Origin of the sequence: Mordavella massiliensis, from assembly GCF_016902415.1 — a bacterium.
Classification (GTDB): domain Bacteria; phylum Bacillota; class Clostridia; order Lachnospirales; family Lachnospiraceae; genus Merdimonas; species Merdimonas faecigallinarum.
Window position 1 is genome coordinate 1 of the sequence record NZ_JACJLV010000056.1, and the last position, 11,788, is coordinate 11,788.

General features: G+C 41.7%; 15 protein-coding genes. 3 read left to right on the forward strand and 12 right to left on the reverse strand.

What is annotated here, in order from left to right; genetic code table 11:
* The 9 genes from H6A13_RS11570 to H6A13_RS11610 form a co-directional block, all read right to left on the reverse strand.
* A partial coding sequence (locus H6A13_RS11570; RefSeq protein WP_204909723.1) for a winged helix-turn-helix domain-containing protein occupies positions 1-313 on the reverse strand: 313 nt, incomplete at its 3' end.
* Positions 314-605: 292 nt separating this feature from the next.
* Positions 606-959 (reverse strand): response regulator, encoded by a 354-nt coding sequence (locus H6A13_RS11575; protein ID WP_204909724.1) that lies wholly within the window; start codon positions 957-959, stop codon positions 606-608.
* A 289-nt stretch (positions 960-1,248) separates the two neighbouring features.
* Positions 1,249-2,550, reverse strand: coding sequence for an IS110 family RNA-guided transposase (locus H6A13_RS11580; RefSeq protein WP_204909725.1), 1,302 nt, complete (start codon positions 2,548-2,550; stop codon positions 1,249-1,251).
* 123 nt (positions 2,551-2,673) lie between these two features.
* On the reverse strand, positions 2,674-3,375 hold the full coding sequence (locus tag H6A13_RS11585) for a transglycosylase domain-containing protein (protein WP_087150730.1): 702 nt from the start codon (positions 3,373-3,375) through the stop codon (positions 2,674-2,676).
* A 167-nt stretch (positions 3,376-3,542) separates the two neighbouring features.
* On the reverse strand, positions 3,543-3,749 hold the full coding sequence (locus H6A13_RS11590; protein ID WP_087150729.1) for a hypothetical protein: 207 nt from the start codon (positions 3,747-3,749) through the stop codon (positions 3,543-3,545).
* A 26-nt stretch (positions 3,750-3,775) separates the two neighbouring features.
* Positions 3,776-4,117 (reverse strand): YxeA family protein, encoded by a 342-nt coding sequence (locus tag H6A13_RS11595; RefSeq protein ID WP_204909726.1) that lies wholly within the window; start codon positions 4,115-4,117, stop codon positions 3,776-3,778.
* A 103-nt stretch (positions 4,118-4,220) separates the two neighbouring features.
* A complete protein-coding gene (locus H6A13_RS11600) occupies positions 4,221-5,015 on the reverse strand; it encodes an ABC transporter permease (RefSeq protein WP_087150727.1) in 795 nt (264 codons plus the stop codon).
* Positions 5,016-5,027: 12 nt separating this feature from the next.
* Positions 5,028-5,813, reverse strand: coding sequence for an ABC transporter permease (locus H6A13_RS11605; RefSeq protein ID WP_087150726.1), 786 nt, complete (start codon positions 5,811-5,813; stop codon positions 5,028-5,030).
* Entirely contained in the window at positions 5,806-6,729 is a 924-nt protein-coding gene (locus H6A13_RS11610; protein ID WP_204909727.1) for an ABC transporter ATP-binding protein, read from the reverse strand. The genes H6A13_RS11605 and H6A13_RS11610 overlap by 8 nt, the downstream gene beginning before the upstream one ends.
* Before the next feature lie 158 nt (positions 6,730-6,887).
* On the opposite strand from H6A13_RS11610, the gene H6A13_RS11615 reads away from it, so the two are divergent.
* Both H6A13_RS11615 and H6A13_RS11620 read left to right on the forward strand, forming a co-directional pair.
* The gene (locus H6A13_RS11615) at positions 6,888-7,583 is read left to right on the forward strand and encodes a response regulator transcription factor (protein WP_204909728.1); all 696 of its coding nucleotides are present in this window, start codon (positions 6,888-6,890) and stop codon (positions 7,581-7,583) included.
* Positions 7,580-8,944 (forward strand): sensor histidine kinase, encoded by a 1,365-nt coding sequence (locus H6A13_RS11620; protein WP_204909729.1) that lies wholly within the window; start codon positions 7,580-7,582, stop codon positions 8,942-8,944. The genes H6A13_RS11615 and H6A13_RS11620 overlap by 4 nt, the downstream gene beginning before the upstream one ends.
* 306 nt (positions 8,945-9,250) lie before the next feature.
* Here H6A13_RS11620 and H6A13_RS11625 read toward each other — a convergent pair whose 3' ends face one another.
* Both H6A13_RS11625 and H6A13_RS11630 read right to left on the reverse strand, forming a co-directional pair.
* Entirely contained in the window at positions 9,251-9,439 is a 189-nt protein-coding gene (locus H6A13_RS11625) for a helix-turn-helix domain-containing protein (RefSeq protein ID WP_087150692.1), read from the reverse strand.
* A complete protein-coding gene (locus H6A13_RS11630; protein WP_204909730.1) occupies positions 9,439-9,879 on the reverse strand; it encodes a sigma-70 RNA polymerase sigma factor region 4 domain-containing protein in 441 nt (146 codons plus the stop codon). The genes H6A13_RS11625 and H6A13_RS11630 overlap by 1 nt, the downstream gene beginning before the upstream one ends.
* Before the next feature lie 359 nt (positions 9,880-10,238).
* Between H6A13_RS11630 and H6A13_RS11635 the strand changes: the two genes are divergently transcribed.
* A complete protein-coding gene (locus tag H6A13_RS11635; protein ID WP_162607867.1) occupies positions 10,239-10,571 on the forward strand; it encodes a helix-turn-helix transcriptional regulator in 333 nt (110 codons plus the stop codon).
* 403 nt (positions 10,572-10,974) lie between these two features.
* Here H6A13_RS11635 and H6A13_RS11640 read toward each other — a convergent pair whose 3' ends face one another.
* Positions 10,975-11,688, reverse strand: a complete 714-nt coding sequence (locus tag H6A13_RS11640) for a hypothetical protein (protein WP_204909731.1) — start codon at positions 11,686-11,688, stop codon at positions 10,975-10,977.
* Positions 11,689-11,788: the final 100 nt, after the last annotated feature.

Below are 11,788 nucleotides of genomic sequence, written 5' to 3' on the forward strand. Positions count from 1 at the left end.
CACGTACTGTCTGAATATATTCTTTATTTGTATACTTTCTAAGTTTCTTACGGATTCCTGCAATCAGACACCGAACTGCATTATCTTCATCCTGCGGATCTTCCGAACCGGCAATCTGGAGGATCTGATTTTTCGTAAATACCCACCGCGGATATTGTAAGAAATATGCTAAGACATTAAACTCATAATTCGTCAGTGGAATTTCCTGGTTTTTATATAGCACTTGATGTCGCAATAAGAAGACAACGAGATCACGGCTCGAAAACATATAGTTACTTTCTGTAAAAAAAGAATCTACAAATTCGTCTTTCAATTCAGTCCTCCTCCATCTAAAGATTCGAGTCTCCGTCTGTCCATTCTATAACAGTGCTTGTCAATATTTCACATACACTTAAAAATATGAAAAAGATACATGTAGTAATGAAGAAAATACACATGATTAGAATTTTAGTAGCAATTTTCAGCTTTTCGATAATGATTTTCATTCGTTTTCCCTAAACTTGTTATTCACCATAATACTACTGAACTTCCGCAGACACTTTCTCATTTTTTCTCTATGCTTGACAGAGTTTTCTTTTACTATCGCTTGGCAGATGATAGAAATATCATGTTTCAATATTTACTAATTCCCGCACCTTCGCCAAGAAGTCATAATGGGTTTTACAACAAAATACCCCGCCATACTGCTTAGCCTTTTTTTCAAGCATCCTACCGTCATCACCAGACATAAGCAGGAAAGGAACGGTCAAATTCTTTTGACGAATTTCTTTAAGTAAGCCTAAACCTGTGCCATCCCTCAGGTTAAAATCAGAACAGATTGCGTCAATTTCTTTATCTTCCAGCACACTCAAGGCTTCTTTTACGCCTGATGCTTCATAAACTTCAAAGTGTTTTTCAAACACAGAAACCAAAAGACCTAAATAATCTAAGTTATCGTCTACAATGAGCAGTTTTTTCATTCCGTTATTCCTCCCTATCTCAATATTTGAAATTTGTCAATATATCTCCCGATATATTTTTAATGTTTTATATCATCATCCATAACTGGATGGAATGATTGGTATCTGTGTTTCTGCCGATGTATATCCATTCGCTTACCCTATCAGTTCTCACTGGATCTATGCCCTGACATTCCTTCATTCTGCTTTATGGATAAAGGCACGGGACAGTCTTGTGCTTGCTTGCTGCCTCATTGGGCTGATGGAGGAATCCCCCTTGTCCCCGTGCCATTACCGGCTCTCTTTATCGTCAGGCAGCCGCTTTGAACTGCTCCCTGCGGACAGTTCCGAATACCTTCTCCGGATCATAGCTCTCTTTCTTCTTCGCGAGCGTATGGATCAGCGTCAGTATCTTCTTACTCACTACGATCAGTGCCTGCATCTTTCGTAGTGGGGATTTTTCCCTTGTTTTCAGGTAGTGATACAACTGTTTCATCTCATCATTTGTCGCAACCATCGTCAGCGACATCTGATATAGCACGCTCCGCAAGTTTTTTCTCCCGCGTTTGGATATCTTAGTCCCGCTTTTATTCTTTCCGGAGCTGTCCTCTACCAGGTTATAGCCTGCCATCCGGCTCATCTGCCGCGGACTCTCAAACCTTGTCGGGTCTCCTAATTCTCCCAGACACGCGGCCAACGTCACAACTCCAATCCCTTTGATACTCAACAGCAACTCTGCGTAGCCTGTCTTCTCTAATGCGGATTCCATCTGGCTTTCCAGTTCCTCTGTCTGCTTCTCCAGAAGCTCCAGTTCCTCCAACATTAAGCGGAGCTTAAGCCTTGCTGCCTCCTCGCCGTAATCCACGCCTACAGATCCTTTCGCAGCCTCTACAAGCTGTCCCGCTTTCTTCCTGCCAACCGTTTTCTTTACTGCCTTTTTTATTTCTACCGTAACGCCTTCCTCCCCCAGTTCCAGAATGGATTTGGGGAACGGACAGCTCTTTAATATATGCCGGGACGCTTTGCCTGTAAGGGGATGCTTAAACACTTCCTCATACTCCGGGAAAAATTCATCCAGTATCGCCGTGATCGTGTTTTTCAATGCGTTCTTACGCTTATTTAACCCGGTTCTCGTTGTGGACAGTCCCCTCAGCTCCGCATAGATGTCGTGTGGCAGATACAGTTCAAAATATCTTCCATCTTTCACCAGCTTTGCAATCGTCAGGGCGTCTTTTTTATCGGACTTTGTCTGGCTGTTATCATCCAGTTCTTTTGCCTGTTTGGTTGCATAGGGATTCACGAGGACAACCGTTATTCCGTCCTGTTTCTCCAGCCAGTTGGCAAACGCTTTCCAGTAATGTCCTGTTGGCTCCATTCCGACAACAACCTTCGCGAAATTTTCCTTCTTGCAGATTTCCTGGATTCTTGCTAATATAATCTCGAAACCGCCTTTCCTGTTTTTGAATTTGAGGGCACGGCTGTGTTCTATACCCCGAAAATCGACGAATCTTGCCCACTGATAGTTTTTGGCAATATCCACGCCAACCACGAGGGTATCTGGTGTGATTGCGAGTAACTTTTGTTTCAGGCGGTCTTCGTACTTTACTTTCATTGCTATAAAATCTCCTTTGTATTCAGATGTATTAAGTCGCGAAACTCATATACATCATACGGGGAGATTTTATTTTTTCAAAGTTCAAATTTCATTCTCTATAGGAATGCTTTTATCATCCCCTTATTGCGATAATTCTTTCCCCTCATCCTCGCTTATGTATCCGTATCGCACCATCTGCTGAATAACATATCGTTGGCGTTGTTCTGCCAAGTCAAGATTTGCTGTCAATGAGTAAACAGATGGAGCATTAGGGATACCCGCCAGCAGCGTACTTTCATAGCCTGTCATGTCAATAGGGTCTTTCCCAAAATACCCTTGACTGGCATCCCGAACGCAATAATAGCCATCACCGAAATATATGGAATTAACATACAGCTCTAAAATTTCATCTTTTGTATAGCTGCTTTCCAACCGGAACGCCATGAACATCTCTGCAATCTTTCGGATGAAGCTCTTTTCCTGCGTGAAATACATATTTTTGGCAAGCTGCTGGGTAATTGTGCTGCCACCTTCTTGTAAACTCCATGAAGTCAGGTTATTCCATGCAGCCCGTCCTATTGCGATCAAGTCAATCCCAAAATGTTGTTCAAAGCGATGATCCTCCACCGCAACCACAGCATCCAAATATAACTCTGGCATTTCTGACAATGTAGTATAGCTGGGATTAGACTGAATTTCGGCAACCTTACTTTCAAGGCTCTGGTGATTGAGTGCGTCACGATACATTTTGTAGCCGCTTCCGGCTAATACACAGCCAGCAATGACAATCACAACCACTACCAAGAGAAAGAACCGATTTATCAGTTTTTTCAGCTTTTTCATACCGCACTCACCTCACTTTCAATTCCAGCAGGCTTATTCAATGTCGATGGAAACGCTGCCGGTATAATTATCTCCCCAGACACCAATGTATGTGCTGCTTCCACTCACAGTAAGCATCTCTGTCATTTGGATATTAACTGTGCTTCATTTTGGAAGAAGTTTCGCTGCTAATCCGTTTTGTTAAAGAAATCTGCAAGCGAGTTAAAAATATTATCCGTTGTTTCTGCAAGACTTTCAATGAAATTGTCTTTTGCATCTACTAAGTCCTCAACAACTGTGTCTGTGTTATCAGCCAAATCCCTGTATGTATCAGAACATCCCGCCATCGACACAAAACATACAGAACAAAGAAGCAAAAATATCAATTTTCGCATCTGCTCACCTCCTATGGGCTGCTGTACTATTCGTTGTAATACTGCTGAACCTCTGCGGGTAATTCCTCATATTCTACTTCCGCCCATGTTACAACACCTCGGATAAAGTTGACTTTCAGGCAAAGAAACGCTTGATCAGTCAAAACTCGGCTCGTTTCAAACACTATGTCCTTCTCGTTTCCATTCTCGTCGTAAGCCGCCAGCGTGTATTTATAATTCATTGCCCCATGTGGTGCAATCTCCTGTACCCATCTATTATCAATTTGCGTATAGTAATCCTCATTCTTGGTCGCCAGAAATGCTAAACCCATACAGAGAACCACAAATATTGCTGCAACAATGCCTATAACGGCTTTTTTGGATTTCATTTGAACATTCCTCCTATAAGTTTTCTTTTTTACTTCCGATTTTGGAAAGTAGAAAAATAGATGCAATAATGCCACACACAATAATAATTCTTTTCGTAATAGGCTACCTTGCACCGTGATTTCTTTTGTGAATCATTTTACCGGAATTATTTTTCTTTTTCTTGATAGTCTTTGCCTCACGATTTCTTGCCATTGACACAAGGATAGATGTTACAACCAGCATAAAGAAGATAGATACGATACTCAAGAAAATATTTCCTGTGGGATCACCACTTCCATCCTGATAACCAATTAGAGTAAGGCCCGCTGTAATTGGATAAAGGTCGCGCAACCCGTGGCCGGATGCCATCATTCCAACAAAACCGTAAAAGAAAGCAAAACCAACCCCAGGCATAAAGCTACCGCTTCTCTGTGCAGTAAAGGTAATAATGGGCATAACCGCAATATAGGAAATCAAATTGATCCCAATCATTTGAAGCAACACATTTACTGCAACACCTACGGAAAATCCAGGGAAGCTGCTGGCAAAGAAAACCATAATTGTAAATACAAACTCAATAACAGACAGTGCTATCGCCATGCATCCAACAGCAATCAGTTTTCCAATCAGCATTTTACGGAAAGAAACAGGAATTGTAAGGATGTTCTTTAAGGTATCATCCGTTCGCTCACGGTCAATGATATAACCGGCAATCAATGTAATCGTTGCAGGATATATCAGCACCAAATTGTTCCAAATCACACTGGAAGAAAAGTTTATCAGTGTGTGGCTTGCTCCATCAGAGGCCGTTGCCATAAATCGGGAAAGTAGCACGACGGTAAGCATTGTCGCCACTCCAATCCAGATTACGGAATACCGCTTCATTTTGTAAAACTCTGTTTTTATGATACTTACCATTTTATTCACACCTCAACTTTCACGCTTACTATAAATTCTAACAATCGCCAGATAAGACAGTCCCCCTATAATAACGACAGTTAGCACAACAAGCCACAGAGGAAGAAAATAGGGTTCCATCACCGAATAGGCAGGTGTCCCGGGATCAACAAACTGGGTAGCCTGCCAGCGATAAATAATTGGTGCTGGCATGATACTTGTCAGAAGCCGCATCATAGGGTCTGTGGTAGCAAACATCCCTCCGTACGCAAGCATAAAGTCAAACATCGTATAGAAAAAAGTTAAGATGACCGAAAAAATATAAGAGCGATTAAACCCAACAATCGCAATGACAACCGGCAGAATACTTGTTGTATAAAGCAATGTGGTGATAATTGCAATACCAAAGTTCTCTCCAATGTTCGTCAGCTCACTTCCGGCAATCAGCCCACCAACCATCGACGAAAGCATTGTAGCAACAGCAAAAATCAGGCCTAAAATGTAAAGTACAGCAATTTTTGCCGTGGCAATTTTAATTGGGGAAACGGGGATCGTGCGTAAGTTTTTCAAAGTGTCATTATCACGCTCCATGAAAAACAACATAGCTGCAATGATCCCTAAAACGGCAGGAAGCATAATCGGCATACCCATAGTTGCCAGCAAGCCAAAAACCGCTTCAAAACCGGTAAAGTTTCCCACACTTCCGGCCAACACAAGAGTTGTAAACGGGATTGGGAACAAAAGCGCGGCGAAAACCACAAATGATACAAAGTGTTTTCGCTTTAACTTCCGCATTTCGCATTGGATCAATTTAAGCAATCCCCTCACCCCCTGTAATTCTCTTGAAGTAATCCTCCAAAGTATCCTCGCAGAGATGGGCTTCCTGAACATCAATGCCAGCCTCCATAAAAGAACGGTTTATCTTTGTCACCGGCAGGGCCGTGTCGTAGAGATATAGATTATTGGCATCCGCAAGCTGAATATCCTTGCTGCGAAATGTTGCAGCAATAATCTGTGCTGCCTTTTGTGCGTCCGACACACAGAAATGGATATATTTGGCGTTTTTAGCCTCCAATTCTTTCAGGCTTTCTTCTTCAAGCAAATTCCCGTGGTCGATAATTCCCACGTCATCCGCTAGTAGCGAGATTTCAGAAAGAATGTGGCTGGAAATTAAAATGGTTTTTCCTCTGGCGTCGCACAATTCACGGATAAAATCGCGTACTTCTGCAATACCGATGGGGTCAAGTCCGTTGATCGGTTCATCCAATATCAACAGCTCAGGATCATGCATAACGGCCAGAGCAATCGCCAACCGCTGTTTCATGCCGAGAGAATATTGAGAAAGCAACTTCTTATCCCGATAAGGCAAGTTGACAAGTTCCAAAGCACCTTTGATGTAATTGGGATTTTTTAAGCCCCGTAGTTCGGCAAAAATTTTCAGGTTTTCCGTTCCTGTTAAATTGGGGTAAAAGCCCGGTGACTCAATCAGGCAACCAATGCGAGGCAGGATTTTCTTTTCGTTACCCTGAAAAGTTTTTCCGAATATTGTTACCTCGCCAGAAGTGGGGGCTGTCAGTCCTAGCAGCATCCGCATGGTCGTGGTCTTACCGGCACCGTTGCGCCCCAGCAGTCCATAGATACGGCCCTTTTTCACATGAATATTCAGATGAGAAACGCTGGCCTGATTGCCGTATCTTTTCGTCAGATCATGCGTTTCAATAATGTAATCACTCATAATAGCTTACGCCTCCTTTTTATTTTCGTAATCAGCATAACACACCAACTTTGAGATAACTTTGAGCCAACTTTGAATTTACTTTGAGATTTCATGGGCAGAATAGGCAATCTAATCATCTTGCGGTATAATAAGAACAGAATAAAAAGGGGGGCCTTATGAACGATAGAATGATTCTTGTAGTGGACGATGAAGCTGAGTTATTAGAAATGGTGAAGTCCATTTTTGAAAGGGCAGGATTTACACAGGTATTGACGGCGGCCTCTGGTGAAGCTGCATTGAAAATGTGTAAAGAAAAACAGCCAGATATGGTAATCCTTGATGTTATGATGCCGAGGATGGACGGATTTGCGACATTAAGGGAACTCCGAAAGACAAGTAAAGTCCCTGTCCTAATGCTGACAGCTCGCGGCGAAGCAGAGGACAAGTTCGCGGGCTTTGAAAATGGTGCAGACGATTATCTTCTGAAGCCGTTTTTGCCAAAAGAATTGCTGTTCAGGGTACAGGCCATATTAAAACGGGTCTACCCAGAAAAAGAGCGCAAGGTGTTTTTTGACGTCGCAAACGTTGATCTGGAAAAAGCAATGGTGCAGCGTAATGGAGAAAGCATCTCATTGACAGCCAAAGAGTTCCAGCTTTTTGAAAAGTTATACGAAAACGCAGGTCGAATCGTTACCACCGGTTCCTTATGTCAGGCTATTTGTGGTGACTTCTGGCAAGGATATGAAAGTACGTTGGCAACCCATATCCGGCATTTGAGGGAAAAAATTGAAGAAAATCCCTCAAAGCCCGTTGCTCTCGTGACGATTAAAGGAATAGGGTATCGTCTGAACATAAAGGGGGCGCAAACATGAACGCATCGGAACGCTTTTTTCGCCGGTATATATTTTCCACAGTTGGAATCGTAGTCCTTTTTCTGACTGTTAATGTTGCTTTAGTAGCCTCCTACTTTGTGATAGCTTATTTCGGCAATGTGGCAACATCCAATTTTCCCATTGAGGATTTTTCTAATCATGTTATTGTAGCAAACGGACAATTTACGGGAGATGCACAGGCAACAGAAATGCTCAATAAGGCAGACGCATGGGCCATGATATTAGATGAAGATGGAACCGTCGTTTGGGAAGAAAATCTGCCGGAAGAATTACCACGCCACTATAATGCCACGGATATTGCAATGTTCAGTCGGTGGTATCTCGATGATTATCCAGTTAATATCTGGAAGCGTCAGGATGGGCTTCTTGTTATCGGCTTATCTCCAGGAAATGTCGTGAACTATTATTTATCTTTTAGGGCGCAATATGTCTGGCCTCTTTTATTTGGATTAGTTGCAGTATTTTTTATCAATATTTTGTTGATGGTATATCTGTTTATTCGCAATGCTCACCGAGTGGAAAAAGCAATGGGGCCAATTTTAGATGGTATTCGCCACCTTTCTGCTGGAAAACCTGTTCACTTAGAAGAAACCGGTGAATTAGCTGAAATCAATGCCGGTTTGAATAAAGCCGGTGATTATCTAATGAAAAAGGACAACACTCGTGCTGAGTGGATCAGGGGAATTTCCCATGATATACGGACACCTCTTTCTATGATTTTGGGGTACGCAAGCGAAATTGAGGACACAGTATCTTTACCAGAAACCACCAGAAAGCAGGCAGGAATTATCCGCAGGCACAGTGAAAAATTAAAAAATTTAGTAGCTGATTTGAATTTGACAACAAAACTGGAATACTCTATGCAGCCTATTCAAAAGCAACGCTTTGATCCAGTTGAGTTAGCCCGTCAAGTAGTCAGTGAAGTATTAAACGATGAATTATCTGAACTATACGAATTGGAATTTTCGGAAGATAGTCCCGGTAAAAACATCTCAATTGTTGGAGATCAAATATTGCTTAGCCGAATGTTAAATAATCTAATACGAAATTGTGTTGTTCATAATCCAAATGGATGTCGAATACAGATTTCCATTGGAAGTAATGCTACAATCTGTACATTTACTGTTACGGATAATGGGCATGGTGTAAGTGAATCGCAGCTAAATGCATTAAATAGTGACGAAGATATTTCCAGTACACAAAAACAAACAGAAGAAGCAGAGCACGGATTGGGTCTTAAAATTGTGCGACAGATAGTGAAAACACATCAGGGAGTAGTCCGATTTGCAGAAACTATCCCTCATGGATTAACTGTTAAGATTTTGCTACCGATGGAATAGTCAGCACTACGCATTTGGGCCAGAAAAAACCGACATTTTAAGGTTTCCCGTCATGTCAGCGAACAGGCGAAAAGATTATCCTAACTCCATCGAAAAAGTTTTCAAAGTGCTAGAAAACCACATGAGAAAGCGCCGGACTGCGGTGGCCTGCTGGCTCTGCGTCCGGCGTTTCCTCATTTTCTAAAAGTTTATTGAAACAAAAATTGTTCAACAAAGTACGCTAACCTTCTGCCTGATGCGCAAAGAACAGAACACCAGGGTGTTACTAACAACACCCCGGAATCAATCCACGCACTACAGATATGCTTATGCCAGTAATTCAAATCGCTTTATACAAGACAATACAACTCGGATCAACTCCTGGTAGAGATCTTCATCGAAAAATCCTTCCACAATCGCATTCCGAATTATAAGCGGCTTATACATCTCAACTATTTCGAGGATTGCCTGTGTATTTCCTTCCTTTGCTTGCTGCAGAATCACTTCAAAACTCATTACTCTGCACCTCCCATCCACTGACGAATCTTTTTCAGTGCATAATAGTATCGGTTCTCCAGCTTATTCCGCGGCTTTCCACTCTCACAGCTTATTTTATCAAATGATTTCTGCTGAAATACGTGCTGAAAGATAAGATCCCTTTCTTCTTTCTGAAGTAATCGGATTGCCCTAATGAGCTGATCATCCGACAATTCTTCCCAGTCAGGGTATCTTCCCTGTTTTTCATTTTCCAGGAGCCTTTCTCTCCTGACAACCTCATAATAATCATCAAAATGTATCATCGGCTCATACTCCGCATCGTCTTCCAGATGATTCTCCATGCTTTCCCTATAATTATTCTTGTCCATGTATTTCATTCTGGCTCCTTTTACAGACCGTACGACATATGCCGTGAACATATTCTGGGTTTTATTCTTATATGTATCTTTATTTTTCATTTTATCCTCCGAAATTCAGTAACGTTGACGGCTTGCTGAATCCCGGAGGGCGGCCCCCTTATCCTTTCGACAGCCTTCGACAAAAAAATACCGGACCAGCCGAGAGCTAATCCGGTTAATTCTTCATTTACGTTTTGTTTTTCTTCATATATTGCGTATTTCCAACGATACTTCTTATATCGTTTGAATAGAATTTTTTTATGAAATCACCTGTTTCCCTGTTCCGATGAAAGAAATACCGCATGACGATCATTCCTTTCTTATTAAAATACGCATTATATTGCGTGTATTTCGCGTTATATTGCTAATCATATATGAAGAATTTCATGTAAAATATGAGTAATGGACGAGGTGAAATAATGGATCGAAAAGAAAAATTTGGAATTGCCGTTAAAACAGAACGCTTAAAACGAAATATGACACAGACAGAACTTTCACAAAAGGCTGGTGTATCCCTGCGGACCATAACGGACGTAGAAAAATGCCGAGGTAATCCGCGCTATGATACCATGTACCAACTCATCCGATATCTGGATCTCCCGGCAACAGAATTCTTTTACCCGGAGCACGACAGACATCTGATCAATGTGATTGCCGAAGAACTTTCTTATTATTCTCCAGAGGATCTGCAGATTGCTTTCAGTGTTCTAAAAGGCCTTTACAATGGTCTTCACCCCGAAAAGGAGAAGTAGTTTTACATATACAGCTTCTTCATGGCTGACCATTATACGCCCGGAACCTGTGAGGAACCTGTCTATAATATGTCTGGAATATGTGAAAAGAATTAAATTTCCGTAAACTGAAATTCATTAAGGTGCTGTCGGTTAATACCGATTTTACCCCCTGACAAACAGGAAGAGACAGTCCAACAGAGAATTCGGACTTTTTTAGGAACCGAATTCTCTGTTGGACTGTCTCTTCCTGTTTATCCCTCTTATTTTAAGTCGCAAAAACCCCTGCTTTTGTTTATAAGAAGTGTTCCATTCTCTTTTTATGGATAAATTTCAGGAGAAAATGTAAATTTGTATGAAATCACATCTGCCCCTATACAGGACTATCTATTTCCCCACAATACCTTTCATTCAATATTATGCTTCAGGGAACTGCTATGCTCATCACATAATGTACACCTTTCTTTGTATAATATGAGATGTCCACAGCTTCACCAATCGACAGAACTTTTCCTCCGGAATCCCATTCTGTCAAATCAAATTCCAGTGTCTCCCCCACATGATCTCCCTCTGTAACATTCACAGCGATCTTCTTCTCGGACACAGCAGTTACATTTCCTTTTGACATATACACAATAAAGAAATGTTCCTGTCCGTCTGTTGTAATTTTGTCAGCAATATATTCGCCGTTTACCATATGATAATCTATAGAAACAATCACTGCGGTTCTGACCGGATTATCCCTTTCCGGATTTACATCACTGATTCCCGTCTGTACTACTTCTGCACCGGATATATCAAATGCAACCTTACGATCTTCACCTTCTCCAGGATAATTACGCGGACCCGGATTTTCAAGATCCACATACATGGTGTTCCCTTCAACATTAAATACATAAGCCTCAGCGGTATGCTCTTCCACTCCGTAATTGCTTCCATCCTCTGTACTGCCGTTTGGTGTTTCCTCCGATTCTGGAGCCAGAGTGTTTTCCTCCGGATCTTCGGAATCCGCGGAATCTAATTCCGAAATATCCTGACCAGTATTCGAATTATCCGCAGTATTCTGCTTGGGAGCGCAACTGCAAAACAACAGGACAAGGTAACAAATACCGGCAAAAACAACGAACCGTTTCTTCATAAGTATCACTCCTCGCTATAATATGTACAATGTACTCCGCTTCATCTGCAGAGTCAATGCCTCGAATATATAATTAATATATTTAACCTAAACTAAACAC

Coding starts and splice junctions, on each gene's coding strand:
- H6A13_RS11620 (WP_204909729.1), top strand. CDS start 7,580: ATGAACGCATCGGAACGCTTTTTTCGCCGGTATATATTTTCCACAGTT.
- H6A13_RS11600 (WP_087150727.1), bottom strand. CDS start 5,015: ATGGTAAGTATCATAAAAACAGAGTTTTACAAAATGAAGCGGTATTCC.
- H6A13_RS11595 (WP_204909726.1), bottom strand. CDS start 4,117: ATGAAATCCAAAAAAGCCGTTATAGGCATTGTTGCAGCAATATTTGTG.
- H6A13_RS11580 (WP_204909725.1), bottom strand. CDS start 2,550: ATGAAAGTAAAGTACGAAGACCGCCTGAAACAAAAGTTACTCGCAATC.
- H6A13_RS11590 (WP_087150729.1), bottom strand. CDS start 3,749: ATGCGAAAATTGATATTTTTGCTTCTTTGTTCTGTATGTTTTGTGTCG.
- H6A13_RS11585 (WP_087150730.1), bottom strand. CDS start 3,375: ATGAAAAAGCTGAAAAAACTGATAAATCGGTTCTTTCTCTTGGTAGTG.
- H6A13_RS11630 (WP_204909730.1), bottom strand. CDS start 9,879: ATGAAAAATAAAGATACATATAAGAATAAAACCCAGAATATGTTCACG.
- H6A13_RS11635 (WP_162607867.1), top strand. CDS start 10,239: ATGGATCGAAAAGAAAAATTTGGAATTGCCGTTAAAACAGAACGCTTA.
- H6A13_RS11575 (WP_204909724.1), bottom strand. CDS start 959: ATGAAAAAACTGCTCATTGTAGACGATAACTTAGATTATTTAGGTCTT.
- H6A13_RS11615 (WP_204909728.1), top strand. CDS start 6,888: ATGAACGATAGAATGATTCTTGTAGTGGACGATGAAGCTGAGTTATTA.
- H6A13_RS11640 (WP_204909731.1), bottom strand. CDS start 11,688: ATGAAGAAACGGTTCGTTGTTTTTGCCGGTATTTGTTACCTTGTCCTG.
- H6A13_RS11625 (WP_087150692.1), bottom strand. CDS start 9,439: ATGAGTTTTGAAGTGATTCTGCAGCAAGCAAAGGAAGGAAATACACAG.
- H6A13_RS11610 (WP_204909727.1), bottom strand. CDS start 6,729: ATGAGTGATTACATTATTGAAACGCATGATCTGACGAAAAGATACGGC.